The organism is Rhodopila sp., from assembly GCF_035548235.1.
Classification (GTDB): domain Bacteria; phylum Pseudomonadota; class Alphaproteobacteria; order Acetobacterales; family Acetobacteraceae; genus Rhodopila.
Window position 1 is genome coordinate 1 of the sequence record NZ_DASZTJ010000184.1, and the last position, 19,367, is coordinate 19,367.

19 protein-coding genes, 1 tRNA gene and 1 pseudogene are annotated in these 19,367 nt (G+C 68.4%); 5 read left to right on the forward strand and 16 right to left on the reverse strand.

The window, feature by feature from the left end:
• Nucleotides 1-366: pseudogene (locus tag VHB27_RS14935) on the forward strand (hypothetical protein); the annotation flags it as partial.
• A gap of 48 nt (nt 367-414) precedes the next feature.
• Here VHB27_RS14935 and VHB27_RS14940 read toward each other — a convergent pair.
• From VHB27_RS14940 to VHB27_RS14955, 4 genes are all read right to left on the reverse strand, one after another.
• Complete coding sequence (locus VHB27_RS14940; RefSeq protein WP_325601793.1) at nt 415-762, reverse strand: DUF2934 domain-containing protein; 348 nt, start codon at nt 760-762, stop codon at nt 415-417.
• 88 nt (nt 763-850) lie between these two features.
• Nucleotides 851-1,969, reverse strand: coding sequence for an alpha-hydroxy acid oxidase (locus tag VHB27_RS14945; RefSeq protein ID WP_325601795.1), 1,119 nt, complete (start codon nt 1,967-1,969; stop codon nt 851-853).
• A 74-nt stretch (nt 1,970-2,043) separates the two neighbouring features.
• Complete coding sequence (locus VHB27_RS14950; protein WP_325601797.1) at nt 2,044-3,261, reverse strand: MFS transporter; 1,218 nt, start codon at nt 3,259-3,261, stop codon at nt 2,044-2,046.
• Nucleotides 3,262-3,397: 136 nt separating this feature from the next.
• Nucleotides 3,398-4,222, reverse strand: coding sequence for an inositol monophosphatase family protein (locus tag VHB27_RS14955; RefSeq protein ID WP_325601799.1), 825 nt, complete (start codon nt 4,220-4,222; stop codon nt 3,398-3,400).
• A gap of 160 nt (nt 4,223-4,382) precedes the next feature.
• On the opposite strand from VHB27_RS14955, the gene VHB27_RS14960 reads away from it, so the two are divergent.
• Entirely contained in the window at nt 4,383-5,078 is a 696-nt protein-coding gene (locus VHB27_RS14960) for a DUF4396 domain-containing protein (RefSeq protein WP_325601801.1), read from the forward strand.
• A gap of 9 nt (nt 5,079-5,087) precedes the next feature.
• Here the strand turns inward: VHB27_RS14960 and VHB27_RS14965 are convergent, their stop codons facing one another.
• Both VHB27_RS14965 and VHB27_RS14970 read right to left on the reverse strand, forming a co-directional pair.
• Complete coding sequence (locus tag VHB27_RS14965; RefSeq protein ID WP_325601803.1) at nt 5,088-6,428, reverse strand: ATP-binding protein; 1,341 nt, start codon at nt 6,426-6,428, stop codon at nt 5,088-5,090.
• On the reverse strand, nt 6,425-7,144 hold the full coding sequence (locus VHB27_RS14970; RefSeq protein WP_325601807.1) for a response regulator: 720 nt from the start codon (nt 7,142-7,144) through the stop codon (nt 6,425-6,427). The genes VHB27_RS14965 and VHB27_RS14970 overlap by 4 nt, the downstream gene beginning before the upstream one ends.
• Before the next feature lie 137 nt (nt 7,145-7,281).
• On the opposite strand from VHB27_RS14970, the gene VHB27_RS14975 reads away from it, so the two are divergent.
• Nucleotides 7,282-7,716 carry a hypothetical protein gene (locus tag VHB27_RS14975; RefSeq protein ID WP_325601809.1) on the forward strand — a complete coding sequence of 145 codons (435 nt, stop codon included), beginning with the start codon at nt 7,282-7,284 and terminating at the stop codon, nt 7,714-7,716.
• Between the two features lie 78 nt (nt 7,717-7,794).
• Here VHB27_RS14975 and VHB27_RS14980 read toward each other — a convergent pair whose 3' ends face one another.
• From VHB27_RS14980 to VHB27_RS15025, 10 genes are all read right to left on the reverse strand, one after another.
• Nucleotides 7,795-8,490: an ABC transporter ATP-binding protein gene (locus VHB27_RS14980; protein ID WP_325601811.1), complete on the reverse strand. Its 696-nt coding sequence runs from the start codon at nt 8,488-8,490 to the stop codon at nt 7,795-7,797.
• Complete coding sequence (locus tag VHB27_RS14985; protein ID WP_325601813.1) at nt 8,490-9,239, reverse strand: ABC transporter ATP-binding protein; 750 nt, start codon at nt 9,237-9,239, stop codon at nt 8,490-8,492. The genes VHB27_RS14980 and VHB27_RS14985 overlap by 1 nt, the downstream gene beginning before the upstream one ends.
• A complete protein-coding gene (locus tag VHB27_RS14990) occupies nt 9,239-10,234 on the reverse strand; it encodes a branched-chain amino acid ABC transporter permease (protein ID WP_325601814.1) in 996 nt (331 codons plus the stop codon). The genes VHB27_RS14985 and VHB27_RS14990 overlap by 1 nt, the downstream gene beginning before the upstream one ends.
• Before the next feature lie 2 nt (nt 10,235-10,236).
• Nucleotides 10,237-11,106: a branched-chain amino acid ABC transporter permease gene (locus VHB27_RS14995; RefSeq protein ID WP_325601816.1), complete on the reverse strand. Its 870-nt coding sequence runs from the start codon at nt 11,104-11,106 to the stop codon at nt 10,237-10,239.
• Nucleotides 11,107-11,122: 16 nt separating this feature from the next.
• On the reverse strand, nt 11,123-12,340 hold the full coding sequence (locus tag VHB27_RS15000; RefSeq protein ID WP_325601819.1) for an ABC transporter substrate-binding protein: 1,218 nt from the start codon (nt 12,338-12,340) through the stop codon (nt 11,123-11,125).
• A 130-nt stretch (nt 12,341-12,470) separates the two neighbouring features.
• Entirely contained in the window at nt 12,471-12,905 is a 435-nt protein-coding gene (locus tag VHB27_RS15005) for a CBS domain-containing protein (RefSeq protein ID WP_325601821.1), read from the reverse strand.
• A 296-nt stretch (nt 12,906-13,201) separates the two neighbouring features.
• Nucleotides 13,202-13,276 (reverse strand) — tRNA-Gln (locus VHB27_RS15010).
• Nucleotides 13,277-13,420: 144 nt separating this feature from the next.
• Nucleotides 13,421-14,296 (reverse strand): 4-(cytidine 5'-diphospho)-2-C-methyl-D-erythritol kinase, encoded by an 876-nt coding sequence (locus VHB27_RS15015; protein WP_408904007.1) that lies wholly within the window; start codon nt 14,294-14,296, stop codon nt 13,421-13,423.
• Between the two features lie 81 nt (nt 14,297-14,377).
• Nucleotides 14,378-16,054 (reverse strand): tetratricopeptide repeat protein, encoded by a 1,677-nt coding sequence (locus tag VHB27_RS15020; protein ID WP_325601825.1) that lies wholly within the window; start codon nt 16,052-16,054, stop codon nt 14,378-14,380.
• A 90-nt stretch (nt 16,055-16,144) separates the two neighbouring features.
• Nucleotides 16,145-17,779: an electron transfer flavoprotein-ubiquinone oxidoreductase gene (locus VHB27_RS15025; protein WP_325601827.1), complete on the reverse strand. Its 1,635-nt coding sequence runs from the start codon at nt 17,777-17,779 to the stop codon at nt 16,145-16,147.
• A 129-nt stretch (nt 17,780-17,908) separates the two neighbouring features.
• Here VHB27_RS15025 and VHB27_RS15030 point away from each other — a divergent pair, with 129 nt between their 5' ends.
• On the forward strand, nt 17,909-18,679 hold the full coding sequence (locus tag VHB27_RS15030; RefSeq protein ID WP_325601829.1) for a CbiX/SirB N-terminal domain-containing protein: 771 nt from the start codon (nt 17,909-17,911) through the stop codon (nt 18,677-18,679).
• A gap of 145 nt (nt 18,680-18,824) precedes the next feature.
• Nucleotides 18,825-19,367, forward strand: a 543-nt coding sequence (locus tag VHB27_RS15035; protein WP_325601831.1) for a lactonase family protein, incomplete at its 3' end; no start/stop codon positions are given.

A 19,367-nucleotide genomic window follows, 5' to 3' on the forward strand; every position in this document is an offset into this window, starting at 1 on the left:
GCCTTTCGCGCCGCCGAGAGACGGCCGGACAAGGTGCTTGGCATTGTGGCCGTGGAGCCCGCCCAAGGCGGCATCACCGATGGCGCCGCGCTGGCCGGGATTCCCGTGCTGGCATTGTATGGCGACCACCTGGAACGCGACGCCCGCTGGCCGACGATACGATCCCGTACCGACTCATGGTTCGGCCGCGCTCGGGCTCTCGGCGCGCGGGTGGAGGTGATCGACCTGCCGCAGCGCGGCATCCGAGGCAATTCCCACATGCTGATGATGGAACGCAACAACGGGGAGATCGCCGAATTGATCGACGCATGGTTGCAGCAGCAAGCATTTCCGTCGACCAAGCCCAACTGGGCGGACAGGGACTGAAGCCGGTTCGGCCTGTGCGCGCCCGTCCCCAACCCCGGCCACCTCGCCCTACCCCGCCTTCTTCGTCCGTGCCCGAGCCTTCCGTTTCGGCGCCGGCGTCGGCCGCACATCACCCTGATCCGTGAACCGATCCGGGAATTCCCCCAGGTTTTCCTGGATCGACGCGTCCTCGACCCCGGCTTCCGGCCGGGTCGCCGGATTCGGCAGCCGTCCGGCCGTCGCGCTCTCCTCGATCGCGACCAACTCCCTGGCGCGTTCCCAGAACTCGACATCGCGGCCATGCGGCTTCCCCTCGGCTTCCCAGAGGTGATAGGCGCGCTCCCGCACGCGCTGCTCGCGCTCGGGATCATCCACCAGCGGATTGCCGGCAGGCTTGCGGGAAGACGGTCCTGGCATGAGGCCCCTCGGTCAAAGGCAAGTTCAGGCCCTCAACGCCGCGTCCGTCCTCCGCGTTCCATCAAGCTCCCAGGATCGGCGGATCCGGTCAGCCGCGATACTCCGGCGTCGCCTGCAGCAACGGGAAGGCGCTGTGCTGATGCGGATCGGCGACCATCGGCGCGCCCCGGAAGACGAAGCCCGGATGCAGTTCCTTGAGCGCCCGAGCGCCGGCGAGCGCCATGGCGACGCCGAACTCGTGCTCGAGAAGTTCCAGCATCTTCAGCACGCCCGCGTCCCCGTCGGCGGCCAGCGCGTAGCAATACATCCGCCCCATCGCCACCGCGTCCGCGCCCAGCGCGACCGCCTTCACGATATCGGTGCCGCGGCAGATGCTGCCGTCGACGATCACCTTCGCCCGCCCGCGCACCGCGGCCATCACTTCCGGCAGGATGTCCATCGATCCCCGTCCGTGGTCAAGCTGCCGCCCGCCGTGGTTGGAGACATAGACACCGTCAACCCCGTGCTCGCAGCACAGCGCCGCGTCCTCGGCGGTGCCGATGCCTTTCAGGATCAGCGGGATCGAATGCTTGTCCTTGAAGTGCTTGACGTTGTCCCAGGTGAACCCGGCCTGGAACTCATGCCCCGTGGCCGATGACCGCCACGGCTTGACGAACCGTCCGGCGATGTCGCGCTCGCGGCGGGAATAGGCGGCGGTGTCGACGGTGATGGCGAACGCGTCGTACCCGGCATCGACCGCACGCTTCACCACGTCGTCGACCCAGGCTTTGTCGCCCCGGACATAGAGCTGGAAGATCTTCGGCCCCGGCGCGGCCGCCGCGGCTTCCTCCAGTCCCGGATGGGTCACCGAGGACACCATGATCGGCACCCCGAATGCCGAGGCCGCCCGCCCGGCCGTCGCCGCGCCGCCGGGATGGAACGACTCCAGCGAACCGACCGGCGCCAGGATCACCGGCATCCGCAGCTTGCGTCCGAACAGCGTCGTGCCGAGATCGACCTTGGAGACGTCGACGCAGACCCTGGGCCGCAGGGCCAGCGAATCGATCGCCAGGCGATTGCGCCGCAGCGTCGTCTCGGTCTCCGTCGCCCCGACCAGGTAGCCCCAGATATGATCGGATAGTTTCGCTCGGGCGGCCGGGATGAACTCGTGCAGGCACTGGAAGTCGCCCGTCGGTTCGAACAGATGCTTGGCTTCGGCCTGGTCCATGGTTTCCTCCCGATGACATGCCGCTACGCGTCGCGGGCATCAGGCAACGCCATGGCGGCGAGCGCAAGAGCCGGTCAGGCCGCCAGCGTTGCTTCGCTGACATCCCGGCTCCGCTCCGGGCGGGTTTCCGGCATCGCAAAGGCCAGCACCACCACCCCGGCGAGACCGGCCGTGCCAAGGCACAGGAATGCGGCCGGATCGCCGAAATGATTCGCCACCACCCCTGCCAGGGTGGGGCTGAACGTCGCCCCCAGGCTGGCGGCGAGGCCCAGCGATCCGATCGCGAGGTTCAGGTACCCGTTGTCCTTGGTCACGTCGGCGGCGATCAGCGGCAGCATCATCCCGAACACCGTGGCGCTGACGCCGTCCAGCGTTTCGATGACGATGACCGGCACGGCGCCGGGCAGCGTGGCGAACAGCAGCGCGCGCAGCGGCACCGCCGCGAACCCGATCAGCAGGATCGGCCGTCGTCCGATCCGTTCGGCCAGCGTCCCGGCCCAGGGCGACAGGGCCGCCACCACCATCTGCGGCAGGATGATGCAGGCCGACACGACGAACCCCTGTCCCTCGCCGCGTCGCGTCAGGATGTTCAGGGCCGCCGGCAGCAGGCCGGCATTCGCGAGCTGGAACAGCACCGCCGCCACCGCGAAGACATGCAAGGCCGGGATCCGGAAGATGCACCAGGCGGGACGCTCGCGTTCCGTTGGATGCAGCAGGGCCGAGTGGTCCTGCTCCTCCGCCTCCACCATGTCGCTGGGCCGGATCAGCAGCAGCGTGCAGAGCGCCGGGATCACCAGCACGGCGGTCAGCAGGAACACCGACCGATCGGACGTCACCGACGCGGCGGCGCCCAGCAGCGCGGCCGACCCCGCCGCCCCCAGCGAGGCGTAGCGCGCGTTCACCCCCAGCCGGTTGCCGAAGCTGCCATGTCCGCACAGTTTGAGCGTCAGCGCCGCCAGCGCCGGGGTCATGACCGCGCTCGCCACCGCGTGCAGGATCTGCGACCCCCACACCGTGGCGTGCGAGGGCGTCGTCACCAGCATCAGCGCGGCCACGCCGAGGCCGATCAGCGCCCCGCCCGTCGCGTAACGCTTGAGGTGGATGTGGTCGACCAGCCAGCCGCCCGGCACCTGCGCGATGACCTGCGCGAAGGTGCCCAGGCTGAGCGCGAAGCCGATCGACTCCAGGCTCCAGCCGTTCTGGGTCAGCCAGACGGCGATGAACGGCCCGAATCCCGCCTGGATGGCGGCGGTCAGGAAGTTGAGGCCATTCAGGCCGAGTCGACTGCGCATGCTCGTAGATCGCACGCCGCAACGACGCTTCCAAGAGTCGGCCGTCAACGGGGCCCGGCTGCCGGCTGCGGGGGCGCGGATGCTGAACCCGCCACGCAGCCGGCCGGTGGCCTGCGCTGACGCCAGCCGTCCCGGTTCAGCCGATCAACGCGTCCCGCACCGCCTGCCAGCTTGCCGCGTCCGGCGCACAGATCAGCCCGCCGCTGGTGTGGGCCGGGACATAGGCGGACCCGTCGAAATGCGCGCTGTAGCCCCCGGCTTCCTGGTGGATCAGCCAGCCGGGCGCATGGTCCCACGGCATCAGGCGGTTATAGAGCAGCACGTGGCAGAACCCGGCCGAGGCGGTGCGGTACTCGTGCGCGGAGCAGCGCAGCCAGTTGAACGACCCCAGCTTCGGCAGGTTGGTCAGCACCCGCGCGCGCAGCGGTTCGGGCAGGTAGTTCGTGCCGGCGAACGCCTCCATGCGGGAGACCGGGGCCGGCTGGGCGACATGCAGGCGCCTCGGGTCCTGTCCGGGCCGGGACATCCATGCGCCCTGCCCTTTGAGCGCGTGCGCGGTGTCGCCGCAGATCGGATCGTGGATGATGCCCGCCACGATCGTCCCCCGGACGATCGCCGCCGCCATCACACCGAACAGCGGCAGGCCGGCCACGAAGTTGCGGGTGCCGTCGATCGGGTCGACCACGAACGCCAGCTCCGCATCTGCCAGTTGCGTCAGCAGCGAAGGGTCGGCGGCCGTCGCTTCCTCGCCGACGATCAGCGCGCCCGGCCAGCGCGACCGGATGGCGGCCGAAATGGCCCGTTCCGCCGCTTCGTCCGCCTCCGTCACCGGGTCGAAGACCGACGTCTTCATCCGCACGTCGCCGTCCTGCAGCGATTTGAAGCGCGGCAGGATCTCGGTCTGCGCGGCCTGGGCCAGGATCGCGGTGAGGACGCTGACGTCATCGGCGGAGAGCTGCATCGGGACTGCCTTCAACGGGTTCGCGCAATGGGTTGCCGCAATGGGTTCGCGGCGTCATCGCAAGAAAACGGCGCCGACGCCATGCCCCCGCGCGCAGGCGTGACAGGCGCCTCGCGAACCATGGCCCGGACGGCCGCATTGACGCCGGATAAATCCGGAGTTGGACGCCACCGTCATGCCCCCCGACTGGCTTCAGACGCTCAGCGCGGTCTATGTCCCCGCTTCGATCGCCGCCGCCTTGGCGGTGGCCATCGATATCGGCCTGATCGGCCGCCGCCAGCCGATGCTCATCATGGACATCGTATGGCCGGTGACGATGCTCTACTGGGGGCCGGTCGGCCTGATGGCCTACGCCTGGTTCGGTCGGGCAAGCGGCGGGCGGGAGGCGTCCCGGTCGCGTGACCGCTCTTCGCGGCCCCCTTTCTGGCAGGCGGTGTTCAAGGGCGCGTCCCATTGCGGCGCGGGCTGCGCCGTCGGCGACTTCATCGGCGACTGGATCGCCTTCGCCACCGGCTTCACCCTGTTCGGGACGGTGCTGGGCGGCAAATTCCTGCTGGCCTTCGTTCTCGCCTATCTCCTCGGAATCCTGTTCCAGTACGCCTCCATCGTGCCGATGCGCGGGCTGGGGTTCCGCGACGGCCTGATCGAGTCCGTCCGCGCCGACACGCTCTCGCTGCTGGCTTACGAGGTCGGGATGTTCGCCTGGATGGGCGTCTCCGCCTGGCTGCTGCCGGGCCTGGAGCCGACACGCTGGACCTATTGGCTGATGATGCAGGCCGCCATGGTCCTTGGCTTCCTGACCACCTGCCCGGTCAACGCCTGGCTGCTCCGGAGGGGCATCAAGGAGGCGATGTGACGCGTCCGATCAGATCGGCAGCGTGACGGTCGCGCGTGCGCCCCCCTCGGCCCGGTTCGCCAGCGTGATATCGCCGCCATGCGCCCGCAGGATGTTGCGCGCGATCGCCAGCCCCAGCCCCACCCCGCCGGTCTCCCGGTTCCGGCTGGGCTCGCCGCGATGGAACGGCTCGAACACCCGCTCCAGTTCGGCGGCCGGGATGCCCGGCCCGCTGTCTTCGACCTGCACCTCCACCAGCCGGTTGACCGGCGGCTTCAGCCGCACCGTCGCGGAGCCGCCATAGTTCACCGCATTGGTCACCAGGTTCGCCAGCGCGCGCTTGAGCGACAGGGAGCGCGCCTGGATCGTCAGATGCGCCGGCCCTTCGTACAGCAGCACGTCCTGCAGGTCCGGCCGCGCGTCGGCGGCGTCGTCGAGGATGGTGCGCAGCAGCTCCGCCAGGTCCAGCGCGGTCACCGGCTCGCTCGCCCGCGCGTCGCGGCCGAAGGCGAGCGTCGCGGACACCATCGCCTCCAGTTCCTCCAGGTCGACGAGGATCTTGGTGCGCTGCTCTTCGTCCTCCACGAACTCGGCGCGCAGCTTCAGGCGCGTGATCGGCGTGCGCAGGTCGTGGCCGATCGCGGTCAGCAGCTCCGTCCGGTCCTGCACGAAACGGCGGATGCGGCCGGCCATGGTGTTGAAGGCAATGGCGGCGGTGGCGATCTCGGACGGGCCGTCCTCGGGCAGCGGCGGAGCGTTCACGTCGCGGCCCAAGACCTCGGCGGCGTTCGCCAGGACGCGCAGGGGCGCCATCATGCGCCGCACCGCCCACAGGGTCAGCGCCGCCGCCGCCGCGGTCATCAGCAGGAAGGCCACCAGGAAGGTGGGGGAATGCCAGGGACGCAGCGGTTCCAGCTCCGCCGTGACGTCCAGCCAGCCACCATCCGGGAAATGCATGCCGATGACGGCGGTGTGCCAGGGATGGCCACCATAGATCACCAGTTCCCGCCAGCGCAGTTGCGGCGCGCCCAGCGGCAGCACGTTCATGTTGATGCGCAGCAGGCGCTGGTCCGGCGTCGGCATCTCCGGCAGGTCGGCGTCCGGCGGTCCGTCGCTCAGCATCGCTTTCAGGTCCGGGCCGCGGTGCAGTTCGGCCAGGACCGTGGCCCGGTGGCTGGGGTCGGTCAGGACGAGGGTGCGGTACAGGCTGACGACGCGGATCGCGAGGTCACGCGACTGCGCCAGCCGCTGGACGTCGAGCCGGTCGAAGGCATGGATGGTCAGGCCCAGGCCCTGGACGACTGCCAGGCCGAGCAGAAGGATCACCGCCGTGCGGGCAGCGAGGCTCCTCGGCCAGATGCGAAATCTCATGCACGCTCCACGGTCGCGGCCAGAACGTAGCCACCTCCCCGGACGGTTTTTATCAATTGCGCATTTCGTCCGTCATCCTCCAGCTTACGCCGAAGGCGGGAGACGGCAACATCGATTGCGCGATCGAACGGTCCGGCCTGCCGACCTCTGAGCAAATCCAACAACATATCGCGGGTCAGCACGCGATTGGCCCGTTCCACCAGCGCCAGCAGCAGGTCGAACTCGCCGCCCGTCAGCGCCACCTCCACCCCCTCGGGATTAAGCAGCCGGCGGCGGGCGGGCTCCAGTGTCCAGCCGTTGAACCGGTAGCCGCGCACCGAGGGATCGTGCCGCGTCTCGCTGTGATCGCCGGTCCGGCGCAGCACCGCGCGGATGCGCGCCAGCAGCTCCCTGGGGTTGAAGGGTTTCGGAACGTAATCATCGGCGCCGAGTTCCAGGCCGATGATGCGGTCGGTTTCCTCCCCCATCGCCGTCAGCATCACGATCGGGACCTCGGATTGGGTCCGCAGCCATCGCGCGAGATCGAGGCCTGATTCGCCCGGCAGCATCAAATCCAACACCACCAGCTGATAATGCCCGTTGATCCAGGCTCGGCGCGCTTCCTTCGCGTCGCGCACGGCGGTCACCCGGATCCGCTGTTTTTCCAGGAAACGCGCGAGCAATTCGCGAATTTCCCGATCGTCGTCGATGACGAGTATGTGCGGTGTCTGCTCCATGAAATGTAACATAGGCGACCGACTCGGCGGACCGGAACGACCGTTGCATTTCCTTGCAATTCGTCGCGTATCCGAGCGGATGCGCCCGGCATAACGGCCCATGTAAGCGTCGTGACCGCAAAGAATGGAGGTTCATCATGCGTCGCACCGCCCTCACCGCCGTCGCTGCCTTTCTTGCCGGGGGCATCGCGACGGGTGCTGTCTTGTCGTACGCTCAACCGGCCCCGCCGCCGGCCGCCGGTCCCATGGCCGACCATGCGGCCGGTCCGATGGGCGTGCCGCCGCACCCGTGGATGCACTGGATGCACCACCGGATGGAAGGCGGGCCCGCCCACGGCATGCGCGCCTTCGCGCTGGTGTTCCGCGAGAAGGACCGCGACCTGACGGCCGCGGACGTGCAGAAGATCGCCGAGGCGTTCCTGTTGTGGAACGGCAACCACACCTGGAAGGTGATCGACACCGCCCCGACGACGGACGGCCAGATCGGCTTCAGCCTGGCGACGGCGAACGGTTCGATCGTTGCCAAGTTCACCATGGACCCGCACACCGCCCACCTGACGCGGGTCGGCTGAACCGGACCGGCCGGCCGTGGACCATGACGGTCCTCGGCCGGACCGGGTCCGAAAGCCGAGCCTGGCCCCTCGCCGGCCTCAGACCGTGAGGTAGCGCGACCGTATCGTTTCTTCCTCGGACCGGAACACCGCCGGGGTCGCGGCGTAGACGATCCGGCCCTTCACCATCACGTGCAGTTCGTCCGCCACCGCCTCGGCCAGCTTCATGTTCTGCTCGATCAGCAGGATCGTGACCCCCGCCGCGCACAGCGTCTTGATCACCCCCGCCAGTTCCCGCACCACCAACGGCGCCAGGCCCTGGCTTGGCTCATCCAGCAGCACCACCCTGGGGTCGCTGACCAGCGCCCGCGCGATTGCCAGCATCTGCTGCTCGCCGCCCGAGAGCTGCCAGCCGCGATTACCGGACCGCTCGCGCAACGACGGGAACAGCGTCAGCAGGCGCTCGAGCGTCCAGGTCTTGGCCGGAGTCCGCTCGCCGACGCGGATGTTCTCCAGCACCGACAGGTCGGGAAAGATCAGCCGCCCTTCCGGGACATAGGCGACGCCGGCCCGGGCCACCTTGTGCGGCGGCCAGCCGGCGATGTCCTGGCCGTCCAGCAGCACCCGGCCCGACGTCGGCGGGACCAGCCCCATGATGCTGCGCACCGTCGTCGTCTTGCCCACGCCGTTGCGCCCAAGCACCGCGCAGATCTTTCCGGTCGGGACCGCGAGGTCGACGCCGTGCAGGACGTGGCTGGCGCCGTAATGGGTGTTGAGTCCCTCGATCGCCAGCATCAGGCGTACCCACCCAGATAAGCCGCCTGCACCTCTTCGTTCGCCTTCACGGACTCGGGGTCGCCGTCGGCGATGACGGTGCCCCTGTGCAGCACGGTGATCTTCTTCGCCAGGCGGAACACGACCTCCATGTCATGCTCGACCAGCAGCACCGTCAGGCTGCCGTCGGTCAGCAGGCCCGCGAGCGTTTCGACGGCGGACAGGGTCTCCTCCACCGACAGGCCTTGCGTCGGCTCGTCCAGCAGCAGCGCGCGCGGCCGCTGGGCCAGTGCCATCGCCACCTCCAGCAGCCTCTGGTCGCCGTGCGACAGCAGGCCCGCGGGACGCCCCGCGACATGCGTCAGGCCGAGGCGTTCCAGTGCCTCGTCGCCCCGCCGCGACGCCTCGGCGAAGACCGAGCGGCCGCCCCAGGGCTGCCAACTGCGGGGAAGATGGGATTGGGCGGAGAGCCTTGCGTTCTCCCGCGCCGACATCTCGGGAAACAGCGCGGTGAGCTGGAAGGTGCGCGACAGGCCCAGCTTGCAGATGCGATAGGAGGTTTCCCCCGCCACCTCCCGCCCGTCGAACCGGATGCTGCCCGCGGTCGGCCTGACGACGCCGGTGATCAGGTGGAACAGACTGGTCTTGCCGGCGCCGTTGGGGCCGATGACGGCGCGCACCTCACCGGCCTCGACGCGCATGGTCACGCCGTTGACGGCGGTGATGCCGCCATAGCGCTTGGTCAGGCCGTCCAGCTCCAGCAGCGCCATCAGCCGCGCCTCCTGAGGCCGGTCAACAGGCCCCAGATCCCCTGCGGCGCGAACATGACGAAGGCGATGAAGATGGCGCCGAAGAACAGCGCCCAGGAATCGGTGTATTGCGACAGCATATGCTGCACCAGCAGGAAGAACGCCGCGCCCAGGATCGGCCCGATCAGCGTCCCCTGCCCGCCCACGATGACCATGATCAGCACCTGGCCCGAGAACAGCCAGAACAGCAGGTCGGTGTTCGCGAACCCCGCGAACGGGGCATAGAGCGCGCCGGCCAGGCCGCCCAGCGCATAGGAAATGGCGACGACGGCGATCTTGTAGCGACGCGTGTTGTAGCCCAGCGACAGCGTCTTCGCCTCGTTCTCCCGGATGCCGCGCAGCACCGCGCCGAAGGGCGAGCGGACCAGCGACCAGCAGAACGCGAAGGCCCCGACCAGGCACGCCAGCACGAGGTAGTAGAACCCGTCCTTCGTCTCGAACAGCGTCAACCCGAACGGTCCGCCGGTGCGCGGGATGCCGGCCAGCCCGTCGGACGCGCCGGTGACCGCGGTCCATTTGAAGGCGATCGCGTAGAGAAGCTGGGCGAAGGCCAGCGTCAGCATGGAGAACGACACGCCGCGCGCCAGCGTGCAGACCCAGGCGACGCCGATGGCGATGACGCCGGCGACCACCGCGGCGGCCAGGACCGCGAACGGCACCGGCAGGCTGGTGTGCAGCAGGATGTCGCCGGCCGTGTAGGCGCCGATGCCATAGGCCGCGGCATGGCCGAAGCTGATCAGCCGCGTATAGCCGACCATCAGGTCCAGGCTCATGGCCAGCAGGCCCAGGATCAACGCCTCGGTCAGCAGCGTCATCGCGAAGACCGGCAGCGCCAGGGGGGCGAGCGCCAAGAGCGCGGCGGCGAGGACATAGGCGACGACCACCCGCCGATCCGTCGAAGGCGGCCGGGCCTCGACGTCGACCACGCCCGCCGCGAGGGAATGTTCGGCCGACATCGTCACGCTTCCTTGCCCAGCAGGCCGCCGGGCCGGACGACCAGCACCAGCAGCATCAGCAGGTACATCGAAGCCAGGGCGAAATCGGGGAAGTAATAGTCGCCGAATACCTCCACGAACGCGACGAGGACGGCCGCGATCAACGAGCCCAGGAAGCTGCCCATCCCGCCGATGATCACGATCACGAACGCGTCGATGATCGCGTTGGGCGCCATCGCCAGGGACGCGGTGACCAGCGGCGCCGCCATCACGCCCCCCAGCGCCGCCAGGCCGCAGCCGATGCCGAAGATCGCGGATCGCACGCGGTTCACGTCGACGCCCAGCGCGTGCACCATCTCGGCGTTCTGGCTGGTCGCGCGGATCAGCAGGCCCAGCCGGGTGCGTTCCAGGAACTGCCAGATCACCACCGCCATCACGATGCCGGCGACGATCAGGAAGATGCGATAGGTCGGGAACGGCTCGTCGAACAGGAAGACGATGCCGTTGAGCGCGTCCGGCGTCGGCACCTGCAGCGCGTCCACGCCCCACAGCAGGCGGATGATTTCACCCAGAACCAATGTCAGGCCGAACGTGACCATCAGGAAGGCGCTGTCGTCGCGGCGGTAGAGCCGCCGGAGCAACCCGGTCTCGAACGCCATGCCGATCGCGCCGGCGACGACCGGCCCGACCAGCAGCCCGGCCCAGAAGCTGCCGGTCAGCCGGGCGGCGGTGAACCCCAGGAAGCCGCCCAGCATATAGAAGGTCCCATGCGCGAAGTTCACGATGCGCATGATGCCGAAGATCAGCGTCAGCCCGACGCCCAGGAAGAACAGCAATGCCGCCTGCGACAGCGCATTGAGGCATTGCGTGACCAGGAACCCGACGAAATCCACCGACCTGCCTTCCGTCTCAGTCGGTGTATTCCATCTTGTTGCAGGGCGGCGTGATCTTGTCGGCCGGATAGGTCGCGATGACCTGGGGCACAAGGTCCTTGGTGCCCGGCTTCTCCACGACCTTCACCACGAAGCCCTGCTCCGCCGCCTGGTGGTCGCAGGCCCGCATTTCCAGCGGTCCCTTCACGCTGGTGAGCTTGAGCCCTTCCAGCGCCGAACGGATCTTCGCGGTGTCGAAGCTGTTGGCCTTCTCGACGCCGGCCTGCAGCACCACGCAGGACTGGTACTGGTCGCCCTCGAACATCATCGGCAGGCGGTTGTACTCGGCCTGCCACGCGGCGATGAAGGCCTTGTTCTCCGGGCTGTCGTACGTGGGCGTATAGCGGCTGCCGCCGACCATCCCCACCGCTGCCTCGCCCACGGCCTTCAGGCTCATTTCATCCACCAGCTCGGTCAGCAGCTGCACCTTGTCGCTCAGGCGGTATTGTTTCGCTTGAGACAAGAAGGCGTTGTTGTCGTCACCGGCCAGGACCAGGTAGCAGGCATCGGCGCCGGACTGGCGGATCTTGGTGATGTAGGTCGAGAAATCCTTCGTCCCGGTGGGCGAGAACACCGCGCCGAGGAACTGCCGCCCGGCCTTCTTCACCTCGTTCTGGAACACGTCCATCGAGTTGTGGCCCCAGGCGTAGTCCATGCCCAGGCCGTAGAACTTCGTGAGCTTCGACTCCCGCAGCCACAGCGCGACCGCGCGCGTGCCCATCGGCCCGGAGGTGTTGGGGCGGAAGAAATTCGGCACCAGCGATTCGGCGGTGAGCCGCCCATCCCCATTGTCGCCCGAGATAAAGATCGTGTCCCAGCCTGCGAGTTTCGGCACGATCGCCAGCGCTTCGTTGGATGCGACGACACACGTGATGAGACGGATACCGTCACGTTCCACCATCTCCTGGACAGAACGAACGGCGTTGGCAGGATTGCCGGTTGTATCCTGCGTAACGAATTCAATCTTTTTGCCAAGCAGGCCGCCCTTGGCGTTGACCTGCTTGCCCCAGAATTCGCAGGCGCGCTTCATCTGCTCGCCGATGCCGCCGATCGGCCCGGTCAGCGCGACCGGCAGGCCGATCTTCACCACGTCGGCGGCAAGGGTTCGCGCCGGCAGTGCCGGCCCCGACAGGACAGTCACCGCGGCGGCGGTCTTCAGGACGGTACGGCGCCGTAACCCGGCATGCTCGGTCATGCGGTTTCCCCCTTTTGATGCATTTTGCTTTTGGAAGCGATCTAAGGGCAGCCGAGCCGCAATAGCAATGCCCGGCAGCGTGCCGCTGCCGGGTCCGGAATGATTTTGTGCGTCGCCGAAGGGGCGGCGATCAGGCGTGCAGGCGGGCGAGGTCCAGAAGCACATTGGCCTCCAAGGCTTTTTCGTCCAGCCGGTATTTCACCAGGTCGCCGATCGAAACGATGCCGATCAGGTGGCCGTTCTCCACCACGGGCAAATGCCGGATCTTGGCCAGCGTCATCGCGCCCATCGCGGTCTCGATCTTGTCCTCCGGACGGCAGGTCACGACCGGGGCGCTCATGAGCTTGGACACAGGATAGGTCAGGACCTTCGCGCCCTGCTGGGCGACCGCGTTGACGAAGTCCCGCTCCGAGAAAATGCCCGCGTGGCGCATCCACTGGTCCTCGACGATGACCGCGCCGATGCGGTGTTCGGCAAGTTTCGCCACGGCGTCCTGGACAGTCTCGGTATCACGGACGCTGACGACGCGGCGGCCCTTTTCCTGAAGCACGTCGGAAATGAACATAGGCAACACTCCTTCCGGCCTGGCACGGCGTCCACGAGGACTCGTTTCACCACGCGAGCGTCGAGGCCAATCGATACGCACCAAACCGTGCGTCACCGTTACATGGTGCGGGCATTTGGCGGTCCCAAGAGTCTGTCCAAATGTTCAGATGGGGGAAGGATCGCGCGCCGACGATCCCCTCATGGCGAGCGCAGGTCCGCCGTCCATGCCCGGCGGCGTCGACGCGGGGACAAGGCATGGACGGCGAAGGCGCCGATCCCGGCGATTGCGTCTCGTCCGCCACGACGGGAGGAGAATGGCTGGGGCGGGAGGGATCGAACCTCCGAATGGCGGAATCAAAATCCGCTGCCTTACCGCTTGGCTACGCCCCATTGCCGCGCCACGGGGCAAAGCCCCGACAAACCGCCCACGGGGCAACGCCCCGATAAACGCCACGGGGCAAAGCCCCGATAAAGCGCCGTGGGGCGGAGCCCCGACAGAGCGCCGTGATAGGGGGCGGCGCGGCTCGCGTAAAGTCAGAACCGCTGCGGGTCGTGGAAACCCCCGCCCCAGGCCCACCAGCCGGGGCGCGCGATCCGAGGCGCGGCGGCCTGCGCCTCTGCCTCCGTGCCGAACAGGCCGAAGCACGTCGCCCCCGACCCGCTCATGCGGGCCAGCAGGCACCCCGGTTCGGCCCGCAGCCGGTCCAGCACGCCGCCGATCTCCGGCGCCAGGCCCCGCGCCGGCGCCTCCAGGTCGTTGGACGCCGCCTGCAGCGCGGCGATCAGCCCGCCAGCCGTCGGCCAGCCGCGGGACGCCCCTTCCACCGGCGCCGAAAACGGGCCGGAGCGCGCCTTGAACACCATGGGCGTGGAGACCGCGACGCCTGGGTTGACCAGCACGATTCCAAGCCGAGGCAGGCGTTCCACCGGCGTCAGGACCTCTCCGATACCGGCCATCACCGCGGGCCGGCCCGACAGGCACACCGGGATATCCGCCCCTATCCCCCGCCCCAGTTCGGCCAGGTCGGAACCGGCGGGGTTCACCGACCAGAACCGGCACAGCAGCCGCAGCGCCGCGGCCGCATCGGCCGACCCTCCGCCGATCCCCGAGGCGACCGGCAGGTTCTTCTCCAGCGTCAGGGCCCCGCGCGGCACGGCCCCGCACAGCCCGGCCAGCGCCCGAGCGGCGCGGAGCACGAGATTGTCCGCCTCGGCCGCGAGACCGGCGGCGAACGGGCCGGTGACCCGCAGCGTCAGCGCGTCGGACGGCTCCACCGTCAGCCGGTCGCCGATGCCGGCGAAGACCACCAGGCTGTCGAGCAGGTGGTAGCCGTCATCCCGCCGGCCCACGACGTGCAGGTACAGGTTGACCTTCGCCGGCGCGGCCTCGGTCAATATCCCGTGGGTCAACGCTCCTTGGGTCGATATCCCCTGGCTCAATGCCCCTTGGGTCGATATCCCGGTCGGCACGGGGGCCATCGCGAACGACGCTTACTGTCCGCTGATGACGTCGCCCGGATGGCCGCTGGAGATCTTCGCCTCCAGCTTCGGCACATCGTCGGCGGCAGGGTGCAGCGTCAGGGCGCGCCGCCACTGGTAGCGGGCCTCCAGCTTGCGGCCGACCGCCCAGTACGCGTCACCGAGATGCTCGTTGATGGTGGCGTCCTCGGGTTCCAGCTCGACCGCGTGTTCCAGCGTCTTGACCGCGTCCTGCTTCTTGCCTTCGCGGAACAGGACCCAGCCCAGGCTGTCGGTGATCGCCCCGTCGTTCGGCCGCTGCGCCGCCGCACGCTCGATCATCTCCCGCGCTTCGTTCAGGTGCTTGCCCATGTCGGCGTAGCTGTAGCCGAGGTAGTTCAGCACGAACGGCTGGTCGGGCGACAGCTTCAGCGCGGTATGGAAGTCGGCGTCGGCCTTGCCCCATTGGTGCGAGCGTTCCTCGGAAACGCCGCGGTTGTAGAACAGCAGCCAGTCATTCGCCGTCGGCGTGCCCAGGCGGGCGATCGCCTTGTCATACGCGGCGACGGCATCCGTGAAGCGCGATTTCGCCCGCAGGATGTCGCCGCGCTGCGCGTCGGGCAGCGGGCTCGACGGATAGGCCTGCGACATGCGGTCAAGCTCCCGCATCGCCTCATCGGAGCGGCCGAGCCGGTCGATCAGCGTCGCGCGGCGCAGCTCGACGACCGAATGGATGGGGTCGTTCTGCGGCACTTCGTTCAGCGTCCTGAGCGCGACGCCCGGATGGCCCTCGGTGGCGAGGATGTCCGCCAGCAGGACCCGGGCCGCGGTGAAATCGGGGCGCAGGTCCAGGGACAGGTGCAGCATGATCAGGGCGAACTCGTTCGCTTCCTGCCCGCGCAGCAAGGCGGCGAAGGTGAAATACGTCTCCGCCACGCCATCGATCGCGTTGGGGACCGGCCGCTTGGTCACGTTCGCCAGCAAGCCGGGCATGGCGATCGACATGTCGGGTGCGACGTTGGGCAGCATCGCCAGGGTATGCTGCGCCTCGACCGCCTGGCCGGAGCGGGCCTGCCAGCTCGCCAGGATCTGGGCCAGGCGCAGGTTGGGCTCCCTCAAGTCGCCCTGGGCAAGCCGATAGAGCCGGGCGGCTTCATCGGAGCGGCCGCCGATATCGGCGATCATCCCGCCATGCAGCGCGAACAGGCCCTGGAACCGGGGATTGTCGATATAGGGCCGCAGCGTCGACAGCGCCGAGTCGACATGGCCCCCGCCCAGTTGCGCCCAGGCGACGAGCAATGGCTGCAAGAGCTGGGTCATGCCCTGGCGCGGCAGGGAGCGGAAGCGCTGTTCGGCGCCCTGCCAATGGCCGGCCTTGGCGTCGACGTCGGCCAGCACGAGTTGCGCCACCTGGCTGTCGGGCAGCCGCCGTGCCAGCCGCACCGCCTCCGGCCGTCCCGCGTCGATGCAGGCGATGAAGGCTTGCAGCGCCAGTTCCTGGTTCTTCGGGTCCTGGTCGGAGGCGCGCAGCAGGTTCGTCGCCGCCATCGCATAATCGCCCGTCGCCATCGCGAAACGGCCCGCGAGGAAATCTCCGACCGGCGTATTGGGCACCGTCGATGCCGACGAGGTGACCCCGGACGCCCCGCACGCGGACAACAGCGTGGTTGCGATCAGGACAAAGCGCTTGGCTGCACGGATATGTTGCATTTGCTCACCCTACCAGCGGGCATGACGCAAGTCATTCGCCATGCACCGCCGAGGGCGTGAAAAAAATGCCAGGAAGTGTTACAGACCCCCTTACATTCCACCCGGATAGCTCGGACCGCCGCCGCCCTCGGGCGGGACCCAGTTGATGTTCTGGGAGGGGTCCTTGATGTCGCAGGTCTTGCAGTGGACGCAGTTCTGCGCGTTGATCTGCAACTTGGGATCGCCTTCGTCCGCGCCGACGATCTCGTAGACGCCGGCCGGGCAATACCGCGCCTCGGGGCTGCGATAGCGGTTCCAGTTCAAGGAGATCGCCTTGTCCGGATCCAGCAGCTGCAAGTGGGCCGGCTGGTTTTCCTCATGGTTCGTGTTGCTGATGAAGACCGAGGACAGCCGGTCGAAGGTCAGCACCCCATCGGGCTTCGGATAGGCGATGCGCGGCGCCTTGTCGGCGTCCAGCAGCGTCTCGTTGTCCGGGTGCGGGTGGTGGAACGTCCACGGCGCCTTGCCGCGGAACAGGTATGTGTCGATGGCGCTATAGGCCAGGCCGCCCCACATGCCGAACTTGGCGAAGGACGGGCGGACGTTGCGGACCAGCGACAATTCCTCCCACACCCAGCTTCGCTGCAGGCGGTCCGGATAGCTCGTGATCTCCGCCGGCTGGCTGCCCGCCAGCGCCTCCGCCACCGCCTCGGCCGCGACCATGCCGGACTTCATGGAGGTATGCGTGCCCTTGATCTTCGGCACGTTCAGGAACCCGGCCGCGTCGCCGATCAGCATGCCGCCGGGGAAGGTCAGCTTGGGGATCGACTGGAACCCGCCTTCGTTGAGGGCGCGCGCGCCATAGGCGATGCGGCGGCCGCCTTCGAAATGCTTGCGGATGTCGGGATGGGTCTTGAACCGCTGCATCTCGTCGAACGGCGACAGCCAGGGATTGCGGTAATCCAGGCCGATGACGAAACCGAAGGAGATCAGGTTCTCGCCGAAATGATACAGGAAGGAACCGCCATAGACGTCGGTGCTCAGCGGCCAGCCCAGCGTGTGCTCGACCAGGCCCGGCTTGTGGTTGGCGGCGGGGATCTCCCACAACTCCTTGATGCCGATCGCATAGGTTTGCGGGTCGCGGCCCTGTCGCAGGTCGAACCGCTTCATCAGCTGCTTCGACAGCGAGCCGCGGCACCCTTCGGCCAGCAGCGTGTATTTCGCCCGCAATTCCATGCCGCGGGCATAGGAGCCGGTGGGCTGGCCATCCTTGCCGATGCCCATGTCGCCGGTGGCGATGCCGACGATGCGGCCGTCTTCCTCCAGCACTTCCGTCGCGGCGAAGCCTGGATAGATCTCGACGCCCAGCGCCTCGGCCTGCTGGCCCAGCCAGCGGACGACGTTGCCCAGGGAGACGATGTAGTTGCCCTCGTTATGCATCTGCGGGGGCGTCGGCAGCTTGAAGGACCTCGTTTCCGTCAGGAACAGGAACCGGTCGTCCCGCGCCGGCGTGTCCAGCGGCGCCCCCCGCTCCTTCCAGTCGGGCAGCAGCTCGTTCAGCGCCCTGGGTTCCAGCACCGCGCCCGAGAGCGTGTGCGCCCCGATCTCGCCGCCCTTCTCCACCAGGCAGACGGCGACATCGGGGGCCAGTTGCTTCAGCCGGATCGCCGCCGACAGACCCGCCGGACCGCCCCCCACGATCACCACGTCAAATTCCATCGCTTCCCGCTCGGGCGCGTCCGACATCCACTGCTCCTTGCCGCCGGTTCGTCTATTCGGCCTTATGTGCGCCAGAACGATCCCAGGGGCAAACAGGTTCAGGCAAACAGGTTCAGGCAAACAGAGCCGGGGCAAGCGGGTCCCGTGGAGGAACCGGTGACGGAACGTGAGGCATTGCTGTTGGTCGCGCACGGCTCCTCCCGGTACGAGGACGCCGCGCGGCCGCTCCGCCGCCAGGTCGCGGCGCTGCGCGCGGCAGAGCCTGGTCTCCAGGTCGAGGGCGGGCTGCTGAACGGAACGCCTTCGGTCGCCGAGTCGCTGGCGCGGATCGCCGCCGGGACGGTGCATGTCGTCCCCTTCTTCATGGAGGCCGGTTACTTCACCAAGGTCGCCATCCCCCGCGCCCTGGGCGACGATCCCAGGGTCCGGGTGCACGAGCCGGTGGGCGTCCACCCGGCCATGGCCGATGTCATCGACGCCCAGGGCCGGGCCGGCTGCGCCGCTTTGGGCGTGGCCCCGGCCAGCGCCGCCATCCTGGTGGTCGGCCACGGATCGGTCAGCGCCCCCGGCCGCGCGCTGGCGCTTCAGGACCATGGCCGGGTCCTGGCGGCAGCGGGGGTGTTCGGGCAGGTCGCCACCGCGTGCCTGGAGGAAACCCCCTTCCTGGCCGATGCGCTGCGCGCCCTGGCGGACCGGCCGGTGATCGTGATCGGCTTCTTCGCCGGCGAGGGCATGCATGTCCGCGACGACGTGCCGAACGCCGTCGCCGCCGAACAGCGGCACCGAGGCGGCGCAGGGCCGGCGGTACGGTTTCACGACTGCGTGGCGGACCACCCGTCGCTGCCGCGGATCATCCGCGCGCAGGCAGGGCTTGGGTTTGCCTCCGGGGAGGTCCGACCCGGGAACCTTGACCCTTGGGAGCCTTGACCCTTGGGAGCCTTGACCCTTCGGAACCTTGACCCTTCGGAACCTTGACCCCGGGGAGCGTTGACCCCCGGGAGCGTTGACCGCTGAAAGCTTTGATCCCAGGAAAGCCTGGCCCAAGGGACCTTCAACCAGGGGAATGAGGACCATGTTCGCATATGTGGGCGGCTACACCACGCCGGACCGGGATGGCCGGGGCAACGGGATCAACGTCTACCGCGTCCATCCGGTCACCGGCGCCTGGACGCACCGGCAGCATCTGGGCGGGCTGGAAAACCCGTCCTTGTTCACGCTGAACCAGGCCCGGACCAGGCTCTATGCCGTCCATGGCGGCCGGAAGCTGCTGAGCGCGTTTTCCATCGACCCGGCCTCCGGCCACCTGGCGCTGCTGAACCAGGTCGAGTGCCGGGGTGCGAACCCGGTGGATTCGGCGCTCGACCCGACCGAACGCTATCTGGTCGTGGCGAATTACGGCTCCGGCGCCGTCGCGGTCGTGCCGCTCGATCCCGAGGGGCGGCTGCAGCCAGTCAGCCAGGTCTTCACGCTGGAAGGCACGCCGGGACCGCACCCGAAGGAGCAGACGTCCTCCCACCCGCACGCCGTGATCTTCGATCCGACCGGCCGTTACGTGATCGTGCCCGACAAAGGCTTCGACCGGACGTTCCTGTTCCGCTTCGCGGAGGGCACCCTG

What these genes read in the sequence shown, in the direction of transcription:
- VHB27_RS14965 (WP_325601803.1), bottom strand. Translation starts at nt 6,428, where the DNA reads ATGAGATTTCGCATCTGGCCGAGGAGCCTCGCTGCCCGCACGGCGGTG.
- VHB27_RS14975 (WP_325601809.1), top strand. Translation starts at nt 7,282, where the DNA reads ATGCGTCGCACCGCCCTCACCGCCGTCGCTGCCTTTCTTGCCGGGGGC.
- VHB27_RS14945 (WP_325601795.1), bottom strand. Translation starts at nt 1,969, where the DNA reads ATGGACCAGGCCGAAGCCAAGCATCTGTTCGAACCGACGGGCGACTTC.
- VHB27_RS14950 (WP_325601797.1), bottom strand. Translation starts at nt 3,261, where the DNA reads ATGCGCAGTCGACTCGGCCTGAATGGCCTCAACTTCCTGACCGCCGCC.
- VHB27_RS14985 (WP_325601813.1), bottom strand. Translation starts at nt 9,239, where the DNA reads ATGGCGCTGCTGGAGCTGGACGGCCTGACCAAGCGCTATGGCGGCATC.
- VHB27_RS14940 (WP_325601793.1), bottom strand. Translation starts at nt 762, where the DNA reads ATGCCAGGACCGTCTTCCCGCAAGCCTGCCGGCAATCCGCTGGTGGAT.
- VHB27_RS15025 (WP_325601827.1), bottom strand. Translation starts at nt 17,779, where the DNA reads ATGTCGGACGCGCCCGAGCGGGAAGCGATGGAATTTGACGTGGTGATC.
- VHB27_RS14980 (WP_325601811.1), bottom strand. Translation starts at nt 8,490, where the DNA reads ATGCTGGCGATCGAGGGACTCAACACCCATTACGGCGCCAGCCACGTC.
- VHB27_RS14990 (WP_325601814.1), bottom strand. Translation starts at nt 10,234, where the DNA reads ATGTCGGCCGAACATTCCCTCGCGGCGGGCGTGGTCGACGTCGAGGCC.
- VHB27_RS14970 (WP_325601807.1), bottom strand. Translation starts at nt 7,144, where the DNA reads ATGGAGCAGACACCGCACATACTCGTCATCGACGACGATCGGGAAATT.
- VHB27_RS15000 (WP_325601819.1), bottom strand. Translation starts at nt 12,340, where the DNA reads ATGACCGAGCATGCCGGGTTACGGCGCCGTACCGTCCTGAAGACCGCC.
- VHB27_RS15020 (WP_325601825.1), bottom strand. Translation starts at nt 16,054, where the DNA reads ATGCAACATATCCGTGCAGCCAAGCGCTTTGTCCTGATCGCAACCACG.
- VHB27_RS15005 (WP_325601821.1), bottom strand. Translation starts at nt 12,905, where the DNA reads ATGTTCATTTCCGACGTGCTTCAGGAAAAGGGCCGCCGCGTCGTCAGC.
- VHB27_RS14955 (WP_325601799.1), bottom strand. Translation starts at nt 4,222, where the DNA reads ATGCAGCTCTCCGCCGATGACGTCAGCGTCCTCACCGCGATCCTGGCC.